At 64.3% G+C, this 25,822-nt stretch carries 19 protein-coding genes; 13 read left to right on the top strand and 6 right to left on the bottom strand.

Annotation, left to right across the window (positions count from 1 at the left end; genetic code table 11):
- Positions 1-88: 88 nt before the first annotated feature.
- From tssC to tssA, 3 genes are all read right to left on the bottom strand, one after another.
- On the bottom strand, positions 89-1,585 hold the full coding sequence (gene tssC, locus RGM2987_RS05610; RefSeq protein WP_245139127.1) for a type VI secretion system contractile sheath large subunit: 1,497 nt from the start codon (positions 1,583-1,585) through the stop codon (positions 89-91).
- 1 nt (position 1,586) lies between these two features.
- Complete coding sequence (tssB, locus tag RGM2987_RS05605; RefSeq protein WP_003177230.1) at positions 1,587-2,093, bottom strand: type VI secretion system contractile sheath small subunit; 507 nt, start codon at positions 2,091-2,093, stop codon at positions 1,587-1,589.
- Positions 2,094-2,173: 80 nt separating this feature from the next.
- Positions 2,174-3,211, bottom strand: a complete 1,038-nt coding sequence (gene tssA / locus RGM2987_RS05600; protein WP_245139126.1) for a type VI secretion system protein TssA — start codon at positions 3,209-3,211, stop codon at positions 2,174-2,176.
- Positions 3,212-3,604: 393 nt separating this feature from the next.
- On the opposite strand from tssA, the gene tagH reads away from it, so the two are divergent.
- From tagH to tagQ, 12 genes are all read left to right on the top strand, one after another.
- Positions 3,605-5,038, top strand: a complete 1,434-nt coding sequence (gene tagH / locus RGM2987_RS05595) for a type VI secretion system-associated FHA domain protein TagH (RefSeq protein ID WP_245139125.1) — start codon at positions 3,605-3,607, stop codon at positions 5,036-5,038.
- Positions 5,039-5,103: 65 nt separating this feature from the next.
- A complete protein-coding gene (gene tssJ, locus RGM2987_RS05590) occupies positions 5,104-5,610 on the top strand; it encodes a type VI secretion system lipoprotein TssJ (RefSeq protein WP_245139124.1) in 507 nt (168 codons plus the stop codon).
- Between the two features lie 15 nt (positions 5,611-5,625).
- Positions 5,626-6,960, top strand: coding sequence for a type VI secretion system baseplate subunit TssK (gene tssK, locus RGM2987_RS05585; protein ID WP_245139123.1), 1,335 nt, complete (start codon positions 5,626-5,628; stop codon positions 6,958-6,960).
- A 6-nt stretch (positions 6,961-6,966) separates the two neighbouring features.
- Positions 6,967-8,277, top strand: coding sequence for a DotU family type VI secretion system protein (locus RGM2987_RS05580; protein WP_245139122.1), 1,311 nt, complete (start codon positions 6,967-6,969; stop codon positions 8,275-8,277).
- Entirely contained in the window at positions 8,274-11,774 is a 3,501-nt protein-coding gene (gene tssM, locus RGM2987_RS05575) for a type VI secretion system membrane subunit TssM (RefSeq protein ID WP_245139121.1), read from the top strand. Before RGM2987_RS05580 ends, tssM begins: the two co-directional genes overlap by 4 nt.
- Complete coding sequence (gene tagF / locus RGM2987_RS05570; RefSeq protein WP_245139120.1) at positions 11,771-12,424, top strand: type VI secretion system-associated protein TagF; 654 nt, start codon at positions 11,771-11,773, stop codon at positions 12,422-12,424. The genes tssM and tagF overlap by 4 nt, the downstream gene beginning before the upstream one ends.
- Entirely contained in the window at positions 12,425-13,156 is a 732-nt protein-coding gene (locus RGM2987_RS05565) for a protein phosphatase 2C domain-containing protein (RefSeq protein WP_245139119.1), read from the top strand.
- The gene (locus RGM2987_RS05560; RefSeq protein ID WP_280639839.1) at positions 13,153-16,251 is read left to right on the top strand and encodes a serine/threonine-protein kinase; all 3,099 of its coding nucleotides are present in this window, start codon (positions 13,153-13,155) and stop codon (positions 16,249-16,251) included. The genes RGM2987_RS05565 and RGM2987_RS05560 overlap by 4 nt, the downstream gene beginning before the upstream one ends.
- Complete coding sequence (locus RGM2987_RS05555; RefSeq protein ID WP_245139118.1) at positions 16,251-16,967, top strand: ABC transporter ATP-binding protein; 717 nt, start codon at positions 16,251-16,253, stop codon at positions 16,965-16,967. Before RGM2987_RS05560 ends, RGM2987_RS05555 begins: the two co-directional genes overlap by 1 nt.
- Positions 16,967-18,163, top strand: coding sequence for an FtsX-like permease family protein (locus tag RGM2987_RS05550; RefSeq protein ID WP_245139117.1), 1,197 nt, complete (start codon positions 16,967-16,969; stop codon positions 18,161-18,163). Before RGM2987_RS05555 ends, RGM2987_RS05550 begins: the two co-directional genes overlap by 1 nt.
- A gap of 37 nt (positions 18,164-18,200) precedes the next feature.
- Positions 18,201-19,901 (top strand): SUMF1/EgtB/PvdO family nonheme iron enzyme, encoded by a 1,701-nt coding sequence (locus tag RGM2987_RS05545; protein ID WP_245139128.1) that lies wholly within the window; start codon positions 18,201-18,203, stop codon positions 19,899-19,901.
- Between the two features lie 87 nt (positions 19,902-19,988).
- Positions 19,989-20,930, top strand: coding sequence for a type VI secretion system-associated lipoprotein TagQ (gene tagQ / locus RGM2987_RS05540; RefSeq protein ID WP_245139116.1), 942 nt, complete (start codon positions 19,989-19,991; stop codon positions 20,928-20,930).
- Between the two features lie 857 nt (positions 20,931-21,787).
- Here tagQ and RGM2987_RS05535 read toward each other — a convergent pair.
- Positions 21,788-22,171 carry a DUF6124 family protein gene (locus tag RGM2987_RS05535; RefSeq protein ID WP_245139115.1) on the bottom strand — a complete coding sequence of 128 codons (384 nt, stop codon included), beginning with the start codon at positions 22,169-22,171 and terminating at the stop codon, positions 21,788-21,790.
- A gap of 501 nt (positions 22,172-22,672) precedes the next feature.
- On the opposite strand from RGM2987_RS05535, the gene RGM2987_RS05530 reads away from it, so the two are divergent.
- The gene (locus tag RGM2987_RS05530; RefSeq protein ID WP_245139114.1) at positions 22,673-23,050 is read left to right on the top strand and encodes a helicase; all 378 of its coding nucleotides are present in this window, start codon (positions 22,673-22,675) and stop codon (positions 23,048-23,050) included.
- 183 nt (positions 23,051-23,233) lie between these two features.
- On the opposite strand, the gene RGM2987_RS05525 is transcribed toward RGM2987_RS05530, so the two are convergent.
- Both RGM2987_RS05525 and RGM2987_RS05520 read right to left on the bottom strand, forming a co-directional pair.
- The gene (locus RGM2987_RS05525) at positions 23,234-24,631 is read right to left on the bottom strand and encodes an aminoacyl-tRNA deacylase and HDOD domain-containing protein (protein WP_245139113.1); all 1,398 of its coding nucleotides are present in this window, start codon (positions 24,629-24,631) and stop codon (positions 23,234-23,236) included.
- A gap of 78 nt (positions 24,632-24,709) precedes the next feature.
- A partial coding sequence (locus RGM2987_RS05520; RefSeq protein ID WP_245139112.1) for an ATP-dependent DNA helicase RecG occupies positions 24,710-25,822 on the bottom strand: 1,113 nt, incomplete at its 5' end.

Below are 25,822 nucleotides of genomic sequence, written 5' to 3'. Positions count from 1 at the left end.
GGTCTGGGGCCGCTACGCGCCCCCGGGCGAGCTCGCACCCTCGCCACAGGGTTTGCTCCCACAGAGGGGTACCGCATTCAACCAGTGCTTACGCGCCCTTGGCCGAAGGCAGTTTCGATACCAGGCGCAGCGATACGGTCAGCCCTTCGAGCTGATAGTGCGGGCGCAGGTAGAACTTGGAGTTGTAGTACCCCGGGTTGCCTTCGACTTCTTCGACGATCACTTCGGCCGCTGCCAGTGGGTGCTGGGCCTTGGTGGTTTCGGTGGAGTGCGCCGGGTCACCGTCGACGTAGTTGAGGATCCAGTCCTGCAACCAGCGCTGCATCTCGTCCTTCTCTTTGAAGGAACCGATCTTGTCGCGCACGATGCACTTCAGGTAGTGGGCGAAACGGCACGTGGCGAACAGGTACGGCAGGCGCGCGGCCAGGTTGGCGTTGGCGGTGGCGTCCGGATCGTCGTATTCGGCCGGTTTCTGCAACGACTGGGCGCCGATGAACGCGGCGAAGTCGGTGTTCTTCTTGTGCAGCAGCGGCATGAAACCGTTCTTCGCCAGCTCCGCTTCACGGCGGTCCGAAATGGCGATTTCGGTCGGGCACTTCATGTCCACGCCACCGTCGTCGGTGGGGAACGTGTGGGCCGGCAGGTTTTCCACTTCACCGCCGGACTCCACGCCACGGATGCGCGAGCACCAGCCGAAGTGTTTGAACGAACGGTTGATGTTCACCGCCATCGCATAAGCGGCGTTGGCCCAGGTGTACTTGGAACTGTCGGCGCCGTCGGTGTTTTCTTCGAAAGCGAAGGCTTCCACCGGATCGGTCTTGGCGCCGTACGGCAAGCGCGCCAGGAAGCGCGGCATGGTCAGGCCGATGTAGCGCGAGTCTTCCGATTCACGCAGCGAGCGCCAGCCGGCGTATTCCGGGGTGGTGAAGATCTTGGTCAGGTCGCGAGGGTTCGACAGTTCCTGCCACGAGCCCATGCCCATCACGGTCGGCGAGGCCGCGGAGATGAACGGTGCGTGCATGGCGGCGCAGACTTTCGACAGCTCGCCCAGCAGTTCCACGTCCGGTGGCGACTGGTCGAAGTAGTAGTCACCCACCAGGCAGCCGTAAGGTTCGCCGCCGAACTGGCCGTATTCTTCTTCGTACATCTTCTTGAAGAGCGGGCTCTGGTCCCACGCGGTGCCCTTGAATTTCTTCAGGGTCTTGTGCAGGTCGGTCTTGGAGATGTTGAGCACGCGGATCTTGAGCTGCTCATCGGTCTCGGTGTTGTTGACCAGGTAGTGCAGGCCACGCCAGGCGCTTTCCAGTTGTTGGAACTCGGGGTGGTGGATGACCTGGTTGACCTGGGCGGTGAGCTTGGCATCGATGGCCGCGATGATCGATTCGATCGACTTGATGGCGTCGTTGGACACCAGGTCGGTCTGCGCCAGGGCCTGTTCGGCCAGGGTGCGCACGGCGGTCTCGACGGCTTCACGGGCGCGTTCGGTCTTGGGCTTGAACTCTTGCAGCAGCAGGGACGCGAACTCGCTGGTCTCTTCTGTCGCGCCCAGGTTCTGGGCGCCTTCGCGGGCGGTGTTGTCGGTCATGTCATTGATCCTGTGCTGGCTTCGGCGCGCTCGCCAGGGCCTGCAACAGCGCTGGGTCCTTGATCGCCTTCATGATGATTTCTTCGGCACCGGTCTTGCCGTCCATGTAGGTCAGCAGGTTGGCCAGTTGGGTGCGCGCTTCGAGCAGTTTGTTCAGCGAGTCGACCTTGCGGGCCACGGCCGCCGGGCTGAAGTCGTCCATGCTTTCGAAGGTCAGGTCCAGGCTCAGGTTGCCTTCGCCGGTCAGTTCGTTGGGCACATGGAACGCCACGCGCGGCTGCATGGCCTTGAGGCGCGAGTCGAAATTGTCGACGTCGATTTCGAGGAACTTGCGGTCGGCCACCGGGGCCAGAGGCTCGGCGGGCTTGCCGGCGAGGTCAGCCATTACCCCCATGACGAAGGGCAACTGGACCTTTTTCTCGGCGCCGTAGAGCTCGACGTCGTACTCGATCTGCACTCGAGGCGCGCGGTTGCGCGCGATGAATTTCTGAGAACTTTGCTTCGCCACGTTGCTGCTCCTGGTCGCTTGAGCGACGGTGTTGGCGTCATCGGGGGTGCCGGTGACGTGACTGCGTGATCCGCTCGCTGTTAATCGCTGTCCGGGCCGCGCAGGTTTTCAAATTGACTCATGCCGTCGGGAATCAGGTTGCGCACGATGGCCGCGAAGTCGGCGTGCACCAGATTCTTGGCCCGGTTCAACAGCACCGGCAGGGGGCTGGAGGGCTCATGACGGGTGTAGTAAGCGAGAATTCGGTCCAGGCTGCGCAGCACGTCGTCGCGGTTGTTGATTTCGCCGCTGACGCCGCTTGCGCCGGGCGTGCGCGGTGCACTCGGTGCGCTGGAAGGTTCAGTGGTCGCCATGCTGTCTTCGCCGACGGCTTCGGGCAGGTCACTGTCGCCGCTCTGCGGGGCGAACTGACCGAGAATCTGCAAAGCCATCTTCAGCGGTTGCTTCAGCGGGCCAAGGTCCACGCCCTGGGCGGAACCGACCTGATCGCTGACCTGTTGCTCGATGGCTTCGGCGGCGCTGCGGGCTTGCAACAGCGCGGCGCGGGTGACTTCCAGCTGCTCAGGGTCGCAGTCGCGCAAGGCGCCGGCGAGCTGTTCGGCGCCCAGGCTTTCATCGGCGAAGCTTTGCAGGCCGCTGGCGTTGGCGGCGGCGCGCAGGCTGACGGCACCGAAGGTCCGCGAGCGGGCCAGGATGCTTTCGCGCAGCAGGCGAATGGTGGTATCGGACGTCAGGCCGGCGAGGGCGTTGATGCGCACCGTGGGGTCGTTGTCGTCATCGGCGTCCAGGCGTGGGTGCAGGTCGGCCCAATACTGCTTGAGCAGCTCGCTGATCAGTGTCAGGGAGTTGGCCAGGCCGGGAATGCCGTCCAGGGCCAGGGTGCTCTGCAACAGGAAATGGGTGATGCGCAGGTCTTTGCTGCGTTGCAACAAGTCCAGGCTCTGTTGCCGGATGCTGCGCCATTCAGGCGGTTCGGCCGGCAGGATAGAGTCGCCCATGCTGCGCTCGGGCTGACCCCGGGAGTCGCGCTCAAGGCGCAGGAAATCCGCGTCATATTCCAGGTCTTCACCGCACGGCGAAGTCGCGGAAACGGCGGCGAGCAGCAAAGGCACATCCACTTGGATCGATCTCCCTATCGCCCACTGAAAAATACGGGCAGTGCATACACAAGTTTCGGATGAAACTTCGCATGTTTCCTGAAGGTAGTGGCCCTATAGATGCTGGATGATCTTAAAGTGCCATCATTTATATTCAAGAAGTTGTGCATTTTTGGTGTAGTACTTATCGCTTGTCAAGGTAAGCTATTTCGCCTCTGTTACAGTTGTGAGGCGCTTAACAACCCTAGCGACTGGCAGGTCGAGGACGGTACGGGAGCAGGCTTTTTGTCATGCAGGCCGGGTAATATTAGCCATCATGCTGGCAAAACGCCGTTCCAGCGCCAGCGCCGGGGCGAATCCACCTCGAATCACCGTGTGTGCGACCCGTAAAGAAGTGTTCAGCAAGGAGGCGAGATGCCGCTGTGTTTGACTATCACTAGTTATCACAAGATTACCCCGGGTCAGTGTTCGGAAAAGTCCATGGACCAGGGCGTGATGGCAATTGGCCGTAACTCTGATAATGACTGGGTATTGCCGGATCCTGAGCGCCTGGTTTCCGGCAAACATTGCGTTATTCAATATAAAGACGGCCGCTATTACTTGACCGATAACAGCACCAACGGTGTGGAATTGGTCAAGGCCGGCGTCCGCCTGCGCAAGGGCAACAGCGAGCCGCTGCAAGACGGCGAAGTGATCCGCATCGGCGATTACGAGATCCAGGCGCGTGTCGATTTCAGCCTGCCAGCCACCGACAGCAACCCGTTTGCCGAATCGTCCAGCAGCTTCGAAGCGTTGATGGGACGCCAGGGCGCCGCCGTGAATAGCCCGGCGTCGATCCCCGTGCCATCGCCCGCGCAATTCCAGGGCGTGTCGGCCATGGACACCATGCCCGACCTGTTCGATTTCCTCACCCCGCCCAGCGTCCCGCCCGCAACCCAGCCCGACCATGTGCCGGCGCAGCAGCACGATTTCCGCCCGCCCACGCCGATCCCGCGTCCGAGCCCGCCGCCAGTGATGGAGCCGGTGGCCGTCAATGCCGCCCCGGTGATCCCGGAAGATTGGGATCTGTTCGGCGACAAGCCCGCGCCGGTGGCGATCCCGGCCGTGCCCGTGGCGCCGCTGCCGGTGATCGAGCCGATCCCGACGCCCGTGCCGCCGATGCCGGTGGCTGAAGTCAGCCTGCCGAGCGAACCCGCACCGGTACCTGTCACGCCAGTCGCCCGCGCCGAGGCTCCGGCGGCTTCGTTCGACGCCGCGCAACCCGACCTGCTGCAAGCGTTCCTGCGCGGCGCCGGTCTGGATCAATTGCGCCTGGACAAGGCCCAGGCCGAAGCGCAGATGGAGAGTATCGGCCGCAGTTATCGGCTGATGGTCGAGGGCCTGATCGATGTGTTGCGCGCCCGTGCCAGCCTCAAGGGTGAGTTTCGCATCCAGCAGACCATGATCCAGCCGGTGGAAAACAACCCGCTGAAATTCGCCCCGAATGTCGACGAGGCCCTGCTGTTGCTGCTGCGTCACGGCAACCAGGCGTTCATGGCGCCGGACGCGGCGGTGCGTGACAGTTTCGATGACTTGCGCGCCCACCAACTGGCGGTCATGGCCGGTGTGGAAGCGGCCATCAAGCATTTGCTGGCACGCTTCGAGCCGGCGCAACTGGAAGAGCGCATGGGCAAGCCCGGCGGGCTGTCGAGCATTTTCAACGGCTCGCGACAAGCCCAGTACTGGCAACAATTCACCGAGCTCTACAGCAACATTTCCCGGGAAGCCCAAGAGGATTTCCAGGACCTGTTCGGTCGTGAATTCAGCCGCGCCTACGAAGAACACAGCACACGACAGCGACGCCGCTGAGCGTCGCTGCACATAACCCGAACAAGCCAAACAACGGATAGCTCAAACGTCATTGAGGACGCAGGATGATTCACAGGTTTTTACTCGCAGTTGCCACCGCGCTTCTGTTGACGGCGTGCGCCAAGGATGCGGCCCCACCGCAGCCCGAAGAGGCTGAGGCCGACACCGCTGCCGTCGAGCTGCACTTTCACGCCATTGCCGGTCTGAACCCCGGTGCGACCGGCCAGCCAGCCCCGGTCCGGGTGCGCATTTTCGAATTGAAAAATGCCGCCACCTTCGGCCGCTCCGATTATTTCGCCCTGGCCGATCGCGCCCAGGCGACGCTCGGCGCCGACCTGATCGATCAGGACGAAGTGCTGATCCAGCCCGGCCAGCAACTGAGCCTGCAACGCGACCTCGACCCCTCGACACGTCATATCGGCATCCTGGTGGGCTATCGCGAACTGGATCAGTCGCTGTGGCGCACGGTGCTCAACGTCCCGGCGCGCCAATACACCGAATACCAGATCAGCCTCGATGTGCGCGCCGTGCGCAGCGACGTCGTCGGCGCCCCATCCAGCCCTGCCCAATAAGCAATCGGAGCCCCCATGTCCTGGAACAATCGCGTGGTCTGGTCGGAAGGCATGTTCATTGGAACGCAGCACTTCCAGCAGCATGACCGTTACCTGGAAAACCTCATTGACGCGCGCAGCCGCCCATTGTCGGCCGGCGCCTGGGGTTTTTCCGAATTGCTGATCGACCAGGGGCTGCTGGCCCAGGGCAAGCTGGCGATCATTTCGGCGCGGGGCCTGCTGCCGGACGGCACGCCCTTCAACATTCCCCAGGACGACCTGGCGCCGACTCCGCTGAACGTCGACGACAACCTGCGCGACGGCCTGGTATATCTTGCCTTGCCGCTCAAGCGCGCCGGCGCCCGTGACACCGTGGACGAAGGCGAACCCTTGGGCGCTGCGCGCTACGTGAGCCAGGTCAGCGAGGTGCGGGACGACAACGCACCGTTCGAGAATCGTGCGCCGGTCGCCTTGGGCTCGCGGGCACTGCGTTTGTTGACCACCCAGGATGGCATTGGCGACTGCGCCGCCATCGGCGTGGTGCGGATCAAGGAAAAGCGCGCCGACCGGGCACTGGTGCTCGACGACACCTATATCCCTCCACTGCTGGATGTGGTCGCTTCCAAGCCGCTGGCGGCGTTTCGCAGTGAATTGCTGGGCCTGCTCCATCAGCGCGGCGAAGCTCTCGCCGGGCGAGTGGTGGCGTCGGGTGCCGGTGGCGCTTCGGAGATCGCCGATTTCATGCTGCTGCAACTGGTCAACCGCGCCCAGCCGCTGATCCAGCACCTGAGCCAGTTGAGCCCGCTGCACCCCGAGCGCTTCTACAGCGAATTGGTGGCCCTGGCCGGGGAGTTTTCGACCTTTACCGCTTCCAGTCGACGACCGCAGGAGTATCCGCAGTACCAGCACGATGACCTGGCGCTGAGCTACGCGCCGGTGATGCAGGCCCTGCGTGAAGCCCTGTCGATGCTGATCGACAGCAAGGCCACGCCGATCCCGATTGTCGAGAAAGCCTACGGCATCCATGTGGCGATGCTGGCGGACAAGACCTTGCTCGACACTGCCAGCTTCATCCTGGTGGTGCGCGCCGACGTGCCTGCCGAAACCCTGCGCGGCCGTTTCGGCCAGCAGAGCAAGGTCGGGGCGGTGGAACGCATTCGCGACATGGTCAACCTGCAATTGCCGGGCATTGGCCTGCTGCCGTTGCCGGTGGCGCCACGGCAGCTGCCGTACCACGCCGGCTCCACCTATTACGAGCTGGACCGCGGCAGTGACCATTGGCAGCAACTGAGCAACTCCGGCGGTTTTGCATTCCACATCGCCGGCCAGTTCCCAGGGCTGGACCTGGCGTTCTGGGCGATCCGAGGATAAAGCGCGATGAGCAACGACGATCGTACCCAGTTCATGCCAACGCCCGGAGGCCGTGGCGCGGATCCGTTCCGCCCCGATCCCGGTCGCCCGCAACCGGCGCCGGCGTCCGCGCCATTGTCCATGCCGGCCGCGCCGGTGCTGACCGGCAAGGCCCAGGGCCTCAATCCGCTGGAGAGCGCCGCCGGCCCGTTGCTGGCCTTGCTGACGCGCCTGCGCAGCACCATCGCCCACCCGGCCCCGGCCAGCCTGCGAGCGCAACTGCTGGCGTACCTGCGCCAGTTCGAAGAGCGTGCCGAGGCCGCCGGGGTGGTGCGCAACGACGTGCTGCTGGCCCGCTACGCCTTGTGCACCGCGTTGGATGAGGCGGTGTTGAGTACGCCGTGGGGCGGTGCCAGTGAATGGGGCAAGCAGAGCCTGCTGATCACCGTGCACAACGAAGCCTGGGGCGGCGAAAAGGTCTTCCAACTGCTGGAGCACTGTCTGCAAAGCCCACGGGAGCGCTTGTATCTGCTGGAGCTGTTGTACCTGTGCATGTGCCTGGGCTTCGAAGGACGCTATCGGGTGATGAACGACGGTCGCAGCCAGTTGGAAGCCTTGCGCGAGCGCACCAGTGCGGTGATCCGCAGCGCCCGTGGCGACTATGAGCGTGAGCTGTCGCCGCACTGGCGTGGCGTCACCGTGGCCCGCGACCGGCTGGCGCAGTTCATGCCGCCGTGGATCGCCGTGGCGATTGGCGTGGCGTTGTTGCTGGCGCTGCTGTTCGGCCTGCGGATGAAACTGGCCTCCGATGCCGAGCCGGTGTTCAAGAACATCCATGCCCTGGGGGAAATCCCGGTGCAGGCCATCGACCGTCCCGTGGTGCAGCCGAAAGTGATCGAGCGGCCACGCCTGGCCGGTTTCCTGGCCGATGAAATCAGGGCCGGGCGGATCGCCGTGGAAGACGCCGTCGACCGTTCCGTGGTGACCATCCGTGGCGATGAGCTGTTCGCCTCGGGCAGCGCCAGCATCAAGGACGATTTCCAGCCGTTGATGCTGCGCATCGCCGACGCGGTGCGCAAGGTCAAGGGCCAGGTGCTGGTCACCGGCCACAGCGACAATCGCCCGATTGCCACCCTCAGGTTCCCGTCCAACTGGGCCTTGTCCGAAGCCCGCGCTCGTTCGGTGCTGGAAATTCTTTCGGCCAAGACCGGCCAGCCCGAGCGCTTCAGTGCCGAGGGCCGCAGCGACACCGAGCCGCTGGCGTCCAACGCCACGACAGAAGGCCGTGCGCGCAATCGTCGGGTTGAAATCACAGTGTTGGCGGAGGGGGTCGAGTGAAGGCGTTTTTCAGTTTTATGATCCGCTGGGTCATCCCGTTGCTGGGCCTGATCGCCCTGAGCTTGATCATCTGGTTCGTTGGCCCGCTGCTGGATTGGCTGGTGCCCGAAGGCCGGCGCTGGGCGTTGATCATCCTGGTGTTCGCGGTGTGGATCGCCTACCGGGTGTTTCGCATCATCCAGGCCCGCCGTCAGGCCGCCGAAGTCATGCGCAGCCTGGCCGAGCAAACCCCGCCCGACCCGAGCAGCATCGCCACCGCCGAAGAGCTCGAAACCCTGCGCCAGCGTATGGACGAGGCCTTGGCGCTGCTCAAGAAAGCCAAGCTGGGCGGTGACGAACGCCGCAACCTCTACGAGCTGCCGTGGTATGTGATCATCGGCCCGCCGGGTTCGGGCAAGACCACCGCGCTGGTGAACTCCGGCCTGCATTTCCCGCTGGCCGCGCAACTGGGCGCCGGTGCGGTGCGCGGCGTCGGCGGTACGCGCAATTGCGATTGGTGGTTCACCGATCAGGCCGTGCTGCTCGACACCGCAGGTCGCTACACCACCCAGGACAGTGACGCGACCGTGGATAAAGCCGCGTGGCTGGGCTTTCTCGGCCTGCTGAAAAAACAACGGGCCCGGCGCCCGATTGATGGCGCGTTCATCGCCATCAGCCTGTCCGACCTGCTGCTGGGCAGCGACGCCGAGCGCGCTGCTCACGCCGCGGCGATCCGCCTGCGGATCCAGGAGTTGTACACCCAACTGGGCGTGCGTTTCCCGGTCTACCTGATGCTGACCAAGCTCGACCTGGTGCCGGGGTTCATGGAGTACTTCGACACCCTGAGCAAAGAAGAACGCGCCCAGGTCTGGGGCATGACCTTCGCCCTGGACGACGGCAAGAGCAACGACAACCCGCTGGCGCACCTGCAAAGCGAATTCGCCGGCCTGGAACAGCGTCTGAACGAGCGTCTGGTGGAGCGCTTGCAACAGGAACGCGACCCGGCGCGGCGCGACCTGATCTATGGCTTCCCACAGCAATTCGGCGCGTTGAAGGACTGCCTGCAAAGTTTCCTCGAAGGCGTATTCAAGCCCAACGCTTTCGAAGAGCGCGTGTTGCTGCGCGGCGTGTATTTCACCAGCGGCACCCAGGAAGGCAGCCCGATCGACCGCTTGATCGGTGCCATGGCCCAGAGCATGAACCTGGACCGTCAGCACCTGGCGCGCCAGACCGGCACCGGGCGCAGTTACTTCATCGAAAAACTGTTCACCGCTGTAGCCTTCGCCGAGCGTGGGCTGGTGGGCGTCGACCCGAAAGTAGAGCGCCGACGCAAGTGGATCGCCCGCGGCGTGCTGGCCGCAACCGTAGTGCTGGTGCTGGTGGTCGGCTCGTTGTGGTGGGTCAGCTACCGCGCCAACCAGGCCTACATCACCCAGGTCGACCAGAAGGTCGCGCCACTGGGCCAGGCCGTGCAGAACCTCAGCCCGGCGCAGCGTGACGTGCTCGCGGTGTTGCCGCTGCTCAACGCCGTCAAGCACCTGGCCGACGATGCGCCGAGCTGGGCTGAAGGCCTGGGCTTGTACCAGGGCGACATGCTCGAAGCCGAGTCCGGCAGCGTCTATCGCAAGCTGCTGATTGCGGTCTTCGCGCCACGCCTGCTGACGCGCATTGAAGAGCAGCTGCACAGCGGCGGCAATTCGGACTTCCTCTACGAAGGCCTGAAGGCGTACCTGATGCTCGCCGACAACGAGCACTATGACCCTGACTTCATCAAGGCCTGGATCGCCCTGGATTGGGATCGCAGCCTGCCGCGAGACTTGCCGGCCGAACAGCGCCTGGCCTTGAGCGAGCATTTGCAGGCGCTGTTCGAGCGCCGCCCACCGAACGCACGCCTGGACCCACGGCTGATCGAAGACCTGCGCCGGCAACTGCAACAACTGCCGGTGGCCCAGCGGGTCTACGACCGGATCAAGCGTCAGAAACTGCCCGAAGGCATCCCGGACTTCCGCATCAACGAAGCCGCCGGGCGTGACGCCGCGCTGGTGTTCAGTCGCAAGAGCGGCAAGCCGTTGGGCGAGCCCTTGAGCGGGTTCTTCACCGTCAAGGGCTACCGCCAGGGCTTCCTGCTCACCAGCCTGAGCCAGACCGGCACCCTGGCCGAAGAGCAATGGGTGCTGGGCCATGAGCAGGCCGACCAGCAGAACGTCGCCAGCCTCGCCGCGGATGTGCGCCGCCTGTACTTCCAGGATTATCAGCGCCAATGGGACGCCTTGCTGGCCGATATCGACTTTGTGCCGATCACCAGCGTGGCCCAGGCCGCCGATGTGCTGCGGGTGATTTCCGGGCCGACCTCGCCGTTGAAGAAACTGCTGGTGGCCGTGGCGAAAGAAACCGACCTGCAACAGGACGAACGCCTGTTGGCCGCCCAAGGCGTGCCAGCGGAGGGCGGCGTGGACAAGCTCAAAGAGCGCCTGGGCAGCTTGCTTGGCCAGGAGCAGGCACCGCAAAACGCGCCGCAGGCCAGCGATGATCCGATCACCGCGCACTTTGCCGAACTCAACAGCATCGTCAGCAAGAACGAAGGTGAACCGGCGGCCATCGATGGCCTGCTGGCTGACATGAATGCCCTGTACGTGCAGGTCAGTGCCATGGTCGGCGCCAGCGGCGAGGCCTTGCTGGGCGAGGCCAAGAATCAGGCCAGCGCTGCCGCGACAAGGGTCAGCCTCAACGCCGAGCGCCAACCGCCGCTGGTGCAGGGGCTGGTCAAGTCGGTGGTCAACTCCACCACCAACACCATGATGGGCGGCGTGCGCAATCAACTGAACGCCGCCTGGACCAGCGAGGTGGTGAACATCTATCGCCAGTCCCTGGCCGGGCGCTACCCGATGTCCCCGGGCAGTGCGCGGGACGCGACCCTGGATGACTTCGGTCAGTTCTTCGGGGTCGGCGGGGTGATGGACAATTACTTTCGCAAGTACCTGCAACCCTACGTCGACACCTCCACCCCGACCTGGCGCTGGCAACCGGGCGCGGCGCAGAAGCTCGGCATCGCCCCCGGCGTGTTGCAGACCTTCCAGCGCGCAGCGGCCATCCGCGATGCGTTCTTCCGTTCCGGCGGCACCCAGCCGATGGTGCGCTTCGAACTCAAACCAGTGGCGATGGACTCGACCATCACCCAGTTCCTGCTCGACCTCGACGGCCAGCAATTGAGCTACGACCACGGCCCGAGTCGCCCGACCGCCATGCAGTGGCCCAACCCGGGCAGCATCGGCGTGGTGCGGATCTCGATCATGCCGCCGTCGTCCAATGGCCGCTCCGGCATCACCCTGGACGGCCCGTGGGCCTGGTTCCGCTTGCTGGAGCAATCGGACCTGACCGCCGGCAATTCGCCGGATCGTTTCAACCTGCGCTTGCGGGTCGATAACGCCAGTGCCTCGTACGAGTTGCGGGCCAACAGCGCCTTCAACCCGTTCAAGAGCCGGGTCCTCAGCGGTTTCAGCCTGCCGGAGCGGCTATGAGTACGCCGGGTTTCTATGGGAAGTTGGCCAGCCGTGGGGATTTCGTCAGCCGTGGCTTGCCCCAGAGCTTTATCGCCCCGTGGGATTCCTGGCTGGCGGCGGGTCTGCTCGCCAGCCAGAGCAGCCTCGGCGAGCGGTGGCTGGACGCCTATCTGGTCAGCCCGCTGTGGCGCTTTCTGGTCGCGCCCGGTGTGTGCGGGCCGGATGCGGCGGTTGGAGTGGTGATGCCGAGCATCGACCGGGTCGGTCGTTATTTCCCGTTGACCGTGGCGCTGCTGCTGGAGCCCGACGCGGACCCGGCATCGGTGGTCGGCGGCGCGGACGATTGGTTCGAGCGGGTCGAGAATCTGCTGCTGAGCACTTTGAGCGTGGAGGCCAGTTTCGAAGGGTTCAGCGCGGAACTGGAAAACCTGGGTAGCCCGATGTATCGGCCACGCGTCCCAGGCGGCCGCTTCGCCAGCCTGCATCGCTTCGATGCCACCGACCCGCAGGCGCGCATGAGTGCGCTCGCCGAGTCGGCCTGTGACGGCGCGAGCCTGTGGTGGGGCCAGGGTTCGGAGCGCATCGCGCCCGGTTTGATGCGGTGCCAGGGTCTGCCGGCCGCCGCTGATTTTGCGCAATTTTTGCTCGGCCAAGAGGGTGTTGTGTAGATGCGTCCAAGTGCCGGAAAAGCATTCAAGTCTGCAAGCAAGAGCCATGTCGGCATGGTCCGCCAGGTCAACGAAGACGCCTGCCTGGACCTGCCGGAAAACGGCCTGTGGGTGGTCGCCGATGGCATGGGCGGGCACGCGGCGGGCGATTACGTCAGCAGCCTGATCGTCGACAGCCTGCGCAGCATTGCCGTGGGCCGTTCGCTGGACGAATACGTCGCGGCGCTGCAAACCGACCTGCTGCGGGTCAACGCCGCCGTGCGCGAGGAAACCGCCAACCGTGGCGTGACCATGATGGGCAGCACCGTAGTGGTACTGGCGACCCGTGACCTGCGCGGCATGTGCTTGTGGGCCGGTGACAGCCGCTTGTATCGGCTGCGCGACGGGGTGCTGGAAAGCATCTCCCGCGATCACAGCTATGTGCAGGATCTGCAGGACAGTGGCCTGCTCAGCGAAGCCGAAGCGCGGGTGCACCCGCGGGCCAACATCGTCACCCGCGCCATCGGCGTCGAGGCCCAGTTGAACCTGGCCCTGGTCGAGCTGCTGCTGGTGCCCGGCGACAGCTACCTGTTGTGCAGCGACGGGCTGAACAAGACCGTCGAAGACGAAGAAATCCGCGAAGTGCTGAGCCACGACGAGCCCGGCGAGATCGCCAGCAGCCTGGTGTCGCTGGGCCTGATGCGCGGCGCGCCGGACAACATCACCGTGGTGGTCGTGAAGGTGCCGTCATGAAATCCGCGTTGAATATCCAGATCCCCGGCTACGACATCGAAGGGGAGATCGGCGAAGGCGCGATGGCGAGCGTGTACCTGGCGACCCAGCGCTCGCTGGAGCGCAAGGTCGCGCTCAAAGTCATGGCCGCCGCGCTGGCCGCCGACCCGACGTTCTGCGAGCGCTTCCTGCGCGAAGGCAAGACCCTGGCGCGCCTGTCGCACCCGCACACGGTCACCATCCATGACATCGGCAACGTCGGTGAGCTGTATTACATGGCCATGGAATACCTGCCCAACGGCACGCTCAAGGAGCGCATCGCCGCCGGCCTGTCGCCGGAGCAGGGCCTGGTCTACATCCGCCAGATCGCCTCGGCGCTGGGCTATGCCCATGGCCTGGGCCTGGTGCACCGCGACGTCAAGCCGGCGAACATCCTGTTCCGCGCCGATGGCACGGCAGTGCTGTCGGACTTCGGCATTGCCAAGTCCCTGGACGACCGCACCCAGTTCACCCAGGCCGGTTTCGCCGTGGGCACCCCCAGCTACATGAGCCCGGAGCAGGCGCGTGGCCAGGACATCGACGGCCGCGCCGACCTGTACGCCCTGGGCGTGGTGCTCTACGAAATCCTCGTGGGCGAACTGCCGTATACCGGCAACGATGCGCTGTCCACGGCCCTGGCCCACCTGACCGAACCGCTGCCGGAACTGCCGGTGCACCACGGGCGTTTCCAGGAGGTGTTGCGCAAGCTGCTGGCGAAGGACCCGGCGGAACGTTCCCCGGATGCTGCGGCGCTGCTGCGGGCGCTGGATAACCTGCCGGCGGATTCCGCCGAGGCGACCTTGATCCGTCCGCTGCCCTTACCGGTATCGAGCAAACCGGCGAGCGATGACCTGGCCGGATTGACGCCGATGTCCATCGACATCCCGAGCGGCCCGGCGCAGCCAACGCCACCGCCAAAACCGCTGGCGCCGAGCGTTAAACCGATCCCTCAATCCAGCGTTTCGGAGCAGCGCAAGGGGCCGGTATTTGCCCTGGCTGCCGTCGCGGTGGCCGTGGCGCTGGCGTTGGGTGGTGCCGGTTACTGGTGGTTGTCGGGGAATGACGGCGACACCAAGAAGCCGCCGGTGACCTCCACCGCGTCGTCCAGCAAGCCGCCGGTCAAGGCGCCTGATGTGCCCCCGGCAAAAAATCCTGAAACGCCGCCGGTCAAACCACCCGTGACGCCGCCAGTGAATCCGCCACAAACGGCGCAGGCGGATGGCGGCCAGCGTCCATTGTTGATGGCCGGCAAGAAAACCCTGTTCCAACGGGTGCTCACCAAGCCGGGCGCGACCCTGGCCGCCGAACCGGGCGCCGCGTCCGGCAAGGCGCTGCCGGCGTTTTCCGTGCTGTACGTGTACCAGCGCAAAGACGTCAACGGCAGCCCGTGGGTACGGGTCGGCGCCGCCACCGATGGGCGCAGCGACGGTTGGTTGCCGGCCGCCCAGGTCAGCGACTGGAAGCAAAGCCTGGTGCTCAAGTTCACTGAACGCTCCGGCCGGGCGCCGGTGATGTTCCTGCGCCAGCCGGGCGAGGTGGAAAAGCTGCTGGCGAACCCTGCCAACGCCAAGAACGTGCTGCTCAAGGCCCAGCAGAGCCCGACCGACAACCAGCAGGTGCTGGCCCTGGAGCCGGCCGCCAGTGCAGTGCCGCAGAACCAGTTCTACCTGTTGCCGATCTTCGATTCCCGCGAGAGCTTCGATGACAACGGCCAGCCGGTGCAGTTGCTCAACGTGGCGTCCATCGACCCCGGTAACACGCCCAAGGCGACGGGTAGCACACCGATCACCACCGCCAATGCCGATGCGTTCCGTACCGCCGTAGTGCTGGTGGTAGACACCACGGTGTCCATGCAGCCCTACATCGACCAGGTCCGCGACGTGGTCCACGAACTGCAGAGCCGCATCGCCGAGCGGGGCGAGCTGGACAGCGTCAGTTTCGGGCTGGTGGGCTTTCGCAACAGCACCAAGAAAACCCCGGGCCTGGAATACGTCGCCAAGACCCTGATCACCCTGGAGCAGGGCCGCGACCCGCAGCGCTTCCTGGAAATGGCGCGGCAGGTCAAGGCGTCCACGGTGTCGAGCCATTCGTTCAACGAAGATGCCTTCGCCGGTGTGATGGAAGCGGTGCAGGGCATGGATTGGTCAGGTTACGGTGGCCGCTTGATCCTGTTGGTCACCGACGCCGGGGCCTTGCGCAAGAACGATCCGTTTGCCGCCACGCAAATGAACGAGGCCGAAGTACGCCAGGCGGCGCTGGGCAAACAGATCAAGATCTACGCCCTGCACCTGCTCAGCGACGCCGGCAAGAAAACCCATGCCGGCGCCCAGAGCCAATACCGCACCCTGACCGCCGACGCCAACCCGCAGATCGGCGACCTGTACATCCCGGTGCCGGGCGCCGATGTGCACAAGCTCGGCGAACGTGTCGATGAGATCGGCTCGGTGTTCGCCGACCTGGTGCACCAGGTGCGCAGCAACAAGCCACAAAGCGTACCGCTGTTGAGCGCGGCGCCGAGCCTGACCGACAAATCCACCGCGGTCGGCTACGCGATGCACATGGACTTTCTGGGGCGCAAGACCGCCAGCCAGGCGCCGCAACTGGTCAGCGCCTGGACCGCCGACCGCGACCTGACCAACCCGGCGCTGCCGGCGTTCCAGGTCTGCGTGATGCTGACCAAGCTGCAGCTCAACGACTTGCAGCAGTCGTTGAAACTGATCGTCGACGCGGCCCGCAAGACCCAGAGCTCACCGAAGGATTTCTTCCAGGAAATCGCCAGCGCCAGTGCCTACATGAGTCGCGATCCGTCGGCGTTGCGCAAGGGCGGCAACCTCGCCGACGGCGGGATCTTGGGCGAATACCTGGAAGGCCTGCCATATCGAAGCAAGTCGCTGAACATGACCCAGGACTTGTGGCTGTCCTTGAGCGTGGCCGAGCAGGAAGATTTCATCGACGAGCTGGAGTCGAAAATCCGCCTCTACGAAACCTTCCACAATGACCTGGCGAACTGGGTGCGTTTCGGCGATGCCGAGCCGGGCGACGCCCTGTACCGCGTTCCGTTGTCGACGCTGCCGTGATGCTGAACATGAACGCGGTGCACAAGAGCCGGGGCGCCGGCAGCCAGCGCTACAGCCTGGTGATCCCACGGCTGCAACTGCGCGCCGGCGAACAACTGGCGGTGGTCGGCCCCAGCGGTTGCGGCAAGAGCACGCTGCTGGATCTGCTGGCCCTGGTGTTGGCGCCGGATCAGGCCGGGCAGTTCGACTTTGCCCCCGGCAACACGTCGTTGGATATCGCCAAACTGTGGCGTGGGTCGCAACAGGACACCTTGGCCGAGCTGCGCAGCCGTCACCTGGGGTATGTTCTGCAAACCGGTGGCCTGCTGGGCTTCCTGGACGTACGCGGCAACATCGAGTTGTCGCGCAAGCTGTTGGGTTTGAAGGATGACGGTAGCGTGACGCGCCTGGCCGGGCAGTTGGACATTGCCGACCAACTGGGCAAGAAGCCGGTCGACCTCTCCGTCGGCCAGCGCCAGCGGGTCAGTTGTGCCCGTGCCCTGGCCCATGGCCCGCGCCTGCTGTTGGCCGATGAACCGACTGCCGCCCTCGACCCGCTGAACGCCGAACGCGTCATGCAGTTGCTGGTGTCCCAGGCTCGCGAACACGGCGTGTGCTGCGTCGTCGCCACCCACGATGAAGCCCTGGCCCGTACCAGTGGTTTGCAAGTGCGGCGCATCAGTTGCCGGCGCGACGCTGATGGCGGCGTCACTGCGACCCTCGGGGAGGCTTGCTGATGCGCAGCACCCTGGTGGCTTCCCTGGCTTGGCAGGATTACCGCAACGACGCCTGGCTGTCGGCCTGTTCGGTATTGGCGCTGGTAGCGGTGGTTGCGCCGCTGCTGGTGCTGTTCGGCCTGAAATTCGGCCTGGTCAGCAGCCTGACCGAGCGATTGCAGAGCGACCCCGCCACCCGGGAAATCATCCCGTTGGGCGGCGGTCGTTTCAGCGCCGCGTTCATCGAACAACTGGGCCAGCGCAGCGATGTGGCGTTCGCTTTGCCGCGCACCCGGCAGATCGCTGCGACCGCCGATTTGAGTGGCGATGCTGCGGCCGTCACGGTGGAAATGCTACCCACGGCGGCCAACGATCCGTTGCTCGATCATCTGCCGCTGCCCCAAGGCTTGGATCAGGTGGTGCTCAGCCAGACCGCCGCCGAGAAACTCGGCGCCAGAGCCGGCGATTGGCTGACGGCCAGCTTCGGTCGGCAGGTGGCCGGGCGTAGCGAGGCGCAGCGCACCCGGGTCCAGGTGCTGTATGTGCTGCCACTGGAAGCCTTTGCCCGGGACGGCTTGTTCGCGCCGCTGGCCTTGCTGGAAGCGGCCGAGGATTACCGCGACGGGCGCGCAGTGCCGGCGTTGAACTGGCCGGGCGATGCGGTGGGCGCGGCCGGGCAACGGGTGTATCCGGCGTTTCGCTTGTATGCGCGCAGCCTTGGCGATGTCGAGCCGCTGCGGCAGTATTTCGCCGCGCAGAACCTGTTGGTGTCGACCCAGGCCCAGACCATCGCACAAGTGCAATCGTTGAGCCGCAACCTGTCGATCGTGTTCTGGATCATCGCCGGGTTGGCCCTGGCCGGGGCGTTTGCGGCGATTTTCGCCGGCGCCCTGGCGGCGGTCGAGCGCAAGCGCCGGGAATTGTCGGTGTTGCGCCTGCTGGGGGTTTCCACCGCGGCGTTGTTGCTGTTTGTGGTGTTGCAGGCACTCTACAGCGCCACCCTTGCGGCCCTGTTGAGTGCCGGGCTATACGGCCTGGCCCAGTCGGGCCTGAACTCATTATTTGCGCAGATGCCCGGCGAGTACGCCAGCCATCTGCTGCTGCGTCACTACCTGTTGGCCCTGTTGGCCGTGCTCGGTGTCAGCGCCGTGGCAGCGGCCTGTGGCGGCTGGCGGGTGGCGCGCATCCAGGCCTCTGAAGGAATCCGCGATGTATAAGTTATTGGGCGCCGCCGTGGCGCTGAGCCTGGCCAGCATGGCGGCTCTGAGCAACATAGCGAGTGCGGATGAAGGCACTGACAGACTGGACAACCCCAAGCCGTTGCCCGACGACGTCAGCCTGCCGCTGCCGTGCGAAGGGCAGATGGTCTTCCGTTACGTCTACATCCTCGCCCAGGGCACCCTGGACGATCGCGAGATCAGCCTCGGCTACCCGTTCAGCGAGGGCGAGGCCGGTTATCAACAGTCATTCATTTCCGGTTACCGGCGCGATTTCATCAATGGGCAGTTCACCCTCAAGGATTTGCCCAAGGACTGGAACCAGACCATCAGCCCGCTGATGCCCAAGACCGACGCCAAGACCCCGCTCAAGCCGATGCTGTACTTCATCGGCAAGTACGAAGTCACCGCGCGCCAGTACGCCCAGGTCATGGCCCAGGCGCAGTCGCTCGCCAGCGGCGAACCCGCACCGGCCTGCGAGGCCCTGCAAGCCGAGCTGCCCCAGGGCATGGCCGGGCGTCTGCCAAAGGTGAAGCTGTCGAAGTTCGAGGCCGAGCGCTTCTCGGCGGTGTACAGCGCCTGGCTGATGAAATACCACAAGGAACTGCTGCCGGTGAGCGGTCGCGGCACGTCCGCCGAAGACGGCGGCTTGGGCTTCGTGCGCTTGCCCACCGAAGTCGAATGGGAATTCGCCGCCCGTGGCGGGCAAGCCGTGAGTCGTCAGGACCTGGAAGGCCGGCTGTTTCCCCGGCGCCTGGAAGGCAGCGAAAGCGATGGGCCGCTGGCCGATTGGGCGGTGTTCAATCAGGTCGCCGGCGGCACCGGCCAGGCGGCGCGGCTGATGCCTATCGGCACCAAGTTGCCCAACCCCATCGGCTTGTTCGACGTGGTGGGTAATGCCGCCGAAATGGTCCAGGAATCCTTCCAACTGGTGCACGCCGGTCGTCGCCAGGGCGCCTATGGCGGCTTCGTGGTCAAGGGTGGCAACTACCTGGAAGGCGAGGGCACGCTGTTCACCGGCATGCGCCGCGAATACCCGCTGTTCGCCGCCGACGGCACCGAGCAAAGCAACGAGACCACCGGTTTTCGCGTGGCGGTCGGGGCGTTGTCGGCGCCGCGTTCGCGCTACAAGGAATTGTTTGCCCAGTGGCAGAAAGAAGGGCGCCTGGCGTCGTTGACCGACGCCATCGACGACGCCGAGGACCCGACCAAGCGCCTGGACAGCATCATCGCCGCCAGTGTCGACCCACGCCTGCAAGCCGAGCTGGGGCTGGTCAACGAAGAGCTCAAGCGCAACGTCTCGCTGATCGCCCAGCAGCGCGAGGAAGCGGCCGGCAACCTGATCCAGTCATCGGCCCTGGTGGCCGAGACCGTCAACAACTACAACATCCGCCTGACCAATCTGCAGCGCAGCCACCAGGCGGCCGTGGACGCCAAGGACGAGGCCAGCGCCACGCTGTTCGCCACGGCCATCGACAACGGCCGAAGTGCCCTGGACGGCGCCGTGGCGATCTATATCGACAACCTGGCAACCGGCACGCGCTACACCGATGCCGTGATCCAGGCGCAGTTTCAACGCATCAAGGAGGAGTTGGAGCGCAAGCCGGTACTGGGCAAGAGCCTGGTGGCACGCGCCACGTTATTCGTTCGTCATGTCGGGGATTATCGTCAGCAAAAACGAGCCGACCCGGCGGCGATATTGAAGGAATTGCTCGCATCGGGCGCCCAGCGGTCTTGAGCGTTCGTTGTCAGCGAGCTTGGAAGGGACTCAGGCGGCGATGGGGCCGCGCTGAGCTGGTCAAAAACTTAAAACGAGAACACAACTATGCTTTTCTCCCGTAAACCTTTTGCTTCGGTTTCCAAGCGTAACTTGCTGCTGGTCGCTGTCGGCTTCAGCACCGTCCTGACTGGCTGCGCCACGTCGCCGACCTCCAAGGTCGCGTCCAGCACCAAGGTCGAGTACTACCCCAACTGCTACGAGCCGGTGCAGCACCTGCGCGCCACCGAGGGCAACATGACCAAGTCCGTGGTCACTGGCGCGGCCGTCGGTGCTGTGGGCGGCGCACTGCTGGGCGCCCTGACCGCCGACAAGGAAGACCGCGGTCGCAACGCTGCCATCGGTGCTGCGGGCGGTGCCCTGGCCGGCGGCGCGGTGGGTTACTACAACGAGCGTCAGAAGCAGATCGCCGATGACAACCAGCGCATCGCTTCCTACGCCGCTGACGTCAACAAAAGCGCCTCCGACATCGACCGCAGCACCGCGTACGCCAAGGCTTCGCAACAGTGCTACCAGAGCGCGTTCACCAAACTGGTCAACGACCGCAAGGCCAAGACCGTCAACGACACCGAAGGCCGCAAGCGCCTGGCGGAAATCGTCGCCGGCCTGAAAGAGTCCAACGACCTGATCGTCGCGGTCAACGGCAAGGCGTCCGAAGACCTGAACAACTACACCCAGGCTTATGAGAAAGACCTGCAACAGGTGGGTGTGCAGCGTAACGACGTGGTGACCGTGGTCACCGCCGACACCACGCCTGTCGTGGCGCCGGCTACCAAGACCAAAACCAAAACCAAGGTTCAGCCGGCGAAGAAGAAAGAACTGCCAGCCGTGCCGAAAGAAGCGGTCGCTACCGAGAAGACTCTGCAGGACGCCAAGGCCAAGCAGGCTGAAAGCAAGCAGGTTGCCAGCGCTGGCACCAGCCAGGTCAACAGCATGTGCAAAAACCCGGACCTGGGCGACTGGGCACCGGTGCCTTGCCCGAATGTTTGATTGACTGCTGATCATTCCTGCTGGGAGTGATCACGATATAAAACCTGTGGGAGCGGGCTTGCTCGCGAAGGCGTTGGTTCAGTTGGCTTCCATGTCGACTGACCCACCGCCTTCGCGAGCAAGCTCGCTCCCACAGTTGTTTTGTGCTGGCCGTGGAATCCGCATCATCCCCCGATCCCCTGTGGGAGCGAGCTTGCTCGCGATGGCGGTCTGATTGTCGGTCGCGGTTTTGTTGACTGGGTACATATCCATTGCTGCGGTCATGGCGGCTGGCGGTTTCGCCCTGACGGCGACTTACTTTCTTTCAAACGCCAAAGAAAGTAAGCAAAGAACGCTTGGCCCCACCACTCGGCACCTCGCCACGGCTCGGCGTTCCCTCACTCCGGCATTGCTCCATGGGCCCGCCGCGAAGGGCCATCCATGGCCCAGCGCGGCTATCCCGGCATCCATGCCGGGATGCCCACTACGCAATACCTCCTTTCGGCCATCGTGGTTAACGGGGCGCCCCAGATCAAAAGCTCGCCGAGGCGGCCTTCGAGCCGACCTGGCTCTACGGCTGTACCCAGACCCCAATGTGGGAGCTGTGGGAGCAAAGCTTGCTCGCGATGACGTCAGCCCAGACACCCCAAAACCCGTGGCGAGGGAGCTTGCTCCCGCTCGGCTGCGCAGCAGTCGTAAAACCGGCTCATGCGGTCTGCCTGGAAAAATGCAGGGGCCTGCTTCGCAGGCCAGCGGGAGCGAGCTCCCTCGCCACGGTGGGGTTGTGTGGCGCCGAATTAGGGATCGACCCTAGTTCCCCTGTGGGAGCGAGCCTGCTCGCGATAGCGTCGGCGTGGCTTGCATCGATGCTTGCGGGTCTACCCCTTGGCCCCCGGCGCCGCCGTCTCTTGCGCCTCCAGATGATCCAGCGCCCGCTCAACCAGCAACTGAACCCCATCGGCCATGCGGCTGATTGCCAGGGCTACGCGGCGGCGTGAGTCATCCACGTCGTCGGCCAGGTCGGCGGCGAGGGTGCTGATTGATAGCAGGTCTTCGGAGGCGTTGGCCAGCAGGGTTTCAGTGTCGATGTGGGGCGCGACGATGAAGAGTTGGCTTTTGTCGATTTCGGGTGGGGCAGAGGGTTTGGGGTTGAGGTAGTAATCGAGGGCGCGGGTGGCGGCGTCTTCGTCTTTTTTGGCTTCGAGGGCTTCGACGCGGGATTTGCGGCCGCTTTGCGGCGGATTCGGAGAATGCTTGACCATATTTATGTACCAGAGTTGGGGCTGCCGTCCTTTCGCTTGCATTCGAAGAGGTGGCAACTGTGCGTAGGTGTGCAAGACCGGTCCGGTACCGCCGGCAGACCCAAAGGTCTCCCACGCACAATCGCCATAACGGACGCGAGCATAAAAAAATGCTCGGTCAATAGCCATAACCAATTGCGTACCAAACCGGACTTGCACGTCCGTGTCACCACTTGTTGCGATGACGAACCAAGGTTAGCCAGGCTTCAGGGCGCTGCCTAGTTCATGAACAGCCCGGCGTGTTGAAGGAAATGTCCGAGAAACTGGAAAGGGAAAGAGATCAAAAGATCGCAGCCTTCGGCAGCTCCTACAGACGTTGCGTACATGCGCTTGATTTCGTGACTTGGCAGTCATCATGCAAGAAAACCAACTCATCTCCTGCTAAACCGACCCGGTGATGGCGTTCCGCCGAAGAATCGCTAAACTGCGCCTGCATTCATCTTTCTTTTCGAGGCGCTGTCGATGAAATTTCGTTTTCTGCTGTGGATGCTGGGGCTGTTGATGGGCAAGGCCAGCCGGAACAATCCGGCGTTCCAGCAGCAGTTGGGGGACAAGGAGTTGGTGTTCCAGTTGCAAACCCTGGATGGCAAGGTGGCCCGGCATTTCACCGTGAAGAACCAGCGCATCACCAGTCAGTCCGGCACTTACCCCACGCCTGCGTTCGCCATCGCGTTCAAGGACGCGGCCTATGGTTTCGCGACGATGCAGGCCAAGAACAAGCAGTTGGCGTTCATGACAGGGATCCAGGACAAGTCGATCCAGATCAAAGGCAACCCGGCGCTGGTGATCTGGTTTCAGGGGTTGACCAAGTATCTGAAGCCGAGGAAACCGAAAGCCTAGCGACAGCCCCGTGGCGAGGGAGCTTGCTCCCGCTGGGTGGCGCAGCCGCCCCAACGGGCTTGTGTGTTTTTCCAGGAGCTGTGTGTCGGCGGGTTTACGGCTGCTGCGCAGCCGAGCGGGAGCAAGCTCCCTCGCCACAAAAGCTCATCCGCCTTCGGTCGTCAGGTTGGGCCAGGCGCAGTTTCAGCTATGAAACTGCGAAGCCAACTCCCGCAGCAACACCTCAGCCTCAAGCACCTTGCTGACCACGTCGTTGGCCTTTTCCCGAGTCAGACCCACACGCTCAAGCAGCGCATCGGGGATTTCCTCGTCCGGGCCCGAGCCAATGCTGCGCGAGCGCAGCAGGCGCACGGCCAGGCACACCAGGTTCGGGTAGGCAGCGTATTCGCCATCGTAGTGCGGGTCGTGCTGGAAGCGCAGGGCGGTCGCCAGTTCGTCGGGCATGTCCCAGTAGCGCATCAGCCAGGAACCGATCTGCTCGCGACTGATGCCCAACAGGTGCTGTTCCACGTAGCTGTGGCACAGGTGCGGATTGACCTCCAGGTGCCGGCACATCAGCGAGAAGTGCGGCGGGAATACGTGGGCCAGCAGCAGGTAGCCGAAGTTGTGCAGCAGGCCGGACAGGTAGGTCAGGCCACCTTCAGGGCGCTGGGCGCGCGGCATGGCGCGGGTCAGGCCTTCGATGACGGCGGCGGTGTAGATCGACTGCTGCCAGTACGGCGTGGTGTGTTGCGGGTGGTCCTTGGGCAGGCTCAGGGTCTTGCCCAGGGCCAGGCCCAGCGCCAGGTTGATCACCAGGTCGAAGCCCAGCACCCGGACGATGGCGTCTTCCACCGAGCGAATCTTGCCGGGCGATGCGTAATACGGCGACGCGGCCCAGCTCACCACTTGCGCGGCCAGGGCCGGGTCGGTTTCCACCACGCCGGTGATGTCATCGATGGTTGCGTCCGGATCGACCCGCAGCTTGATGATTTTCTGCGCCGTTTCGGCCAGTGGCGGGATCTCGATGGTTTCTTCCAGGCGCTGCTGGATACGCCGCGCCGTGAAGGCCTGCACCGCCTGGGTGATCTCTGCACGGTCGTCGTGCGGACGGTCCAGGTTGGGGGTGATGTTGCTCACGGCTTCGCCGAAGGTCGCGGCGCTGGCCTTGGTGAGCATAGTCTTGAAGGCTTCGCTGGTGACTTCCAGCAGCAGCCCCGGCTCGCCGGAGTTGATCAGTAGCTTGGACTCGCGCAGCAGGCTTTCTTCGTACAGGCAAGGCGAGCTGGTCAGGGCGGGCAGGCCGGGCAGCAGGCTCAGGCTGTGTTTACCGAGCATGCGCTCCAGGCGTTCGGTGGGCACCGCCGTGAGTTTGCGGCCGGTGAGTTCGGCCAGGCGGTTGAGGTCCAGCAGCTGGCTTTGCGGAAACAGCACCATGAGCGCGCCGACGGCGTCGTGCAGCAGGACCGCCTGAACCTTGCGGGCCGGGTTCAGGCCGGGGCGTTCGAGCACTTCGTCAAAGCCGATGCCCAATTTCTCGAGCAGCAGCCGAATAACAGACGGAGCGTGCGGGATTTCGGGGGCGAGGGCAGCTTCTGTCATGGTCTGTATCCGTTTTCCTACAAGTTGGTCAGTATAACGAGCTTGTCCGGCACATGCGTTCAGAAACTGAGAGCGTGCTCACACTTGGCCGTATTGCTGCCCATGTCGTAGCCAGCGGTCCAGCAACGGACTGACGTGATCGGGCCAGCGCTCCAGCAATGCCTGTGCGGCATCGCGTACTGCCGGGAGCAGATCGGCGTCGCGCATCAGGTCGGCTACCTTGAATTGAAGCAGACCGGTCTGGCGCGTGCCGAGCATTTCGCCGGGGCCACGCAATTCGAGGTCTTTTTCGGCGATGACGAAGCCGTCGTTGGTTTCGCGCATGATGCCCAGCCGCTGGCGCCCGATCTGCGACAGCGGCGGGTGATACAGCAATACGCAATGGCTGGCGGCGCTACCCCGGCCGACCCGGCCGCGCAGCTGGTGCAACTGCGCCAGGCCCAGGCGCTCGGGGTTCTCGATGATCATCAAGCTGGCGTTGGGCACGTCGACACCGACTTCGATCACGGTGGTAGCCACCAGCAATTGCAGGGCACCGGCCTTGAATTCGGCCATGACCGCCGCTTTCTCGGCGGGCTTCATGCGCCCGTGGATCAGCCCGACCTTCAGTTCGCCGAGGGCGGCGGTGAGGTCCTCAAAGGTGGTCTCGGCCGCCTGGCAGGTCAGTTCTTCCGACTCTTCGATCAACGTGCACACCCAATAGGCCTGCCGCCCTTCGGCGCAGGCACCGCGCACCCGCTCGATCACTTCGACTCGCCGGGTGTCGGTGACCAACACCGTATTGACCGGCGTACGACCCGGAGGCAGTTCGTCGAGGATCGAGGTGTCGAGGTCGGCGTAGGCGCTCATCGCCAAGGTCCGCGGGATCGGCGTGGCGGTCATGATCAACTGATGAGGGCACATCCGCCCGCCGACGCCTTTCTGCCGCAGGGCCAGGCGCTGTTGCACGCCGAAGCGGTGTTGTTCATCGATGATCACCAGCGCCAGGTTCTTGAACTGCACTTCGTCCTGGAACAGCGCATGGGTGCCGACCACCATCGGCGCGCCGCCGGCGATCTGCGCCAGGGCCGCGGCGCGGTTCTTGCCCTTGAGCTTGCCGGCCAGCCAGGCGACTTCGATGCCCAGCGGTTCGAGCCAGCGCTGGAAGGTGATGAAATGCTGTTCGGCAAGAATCTCGGTGGGCGCCATCAA

It is taken from the genome of Pseudomonas sp. RGM2987 (assembly GCF_022952855.1).
Lineage (GTDB): Bacteria > Pseudomonadota > Gammaproteobacteria > Pseudomonadales > Pseudomonadaceae > Aquipseudomonas.
The sequence above is the reverse complement of the archived record's forward strand: the minus strand, read 5'-3'. Positions and strand labels throughout refer to the sequence as shown.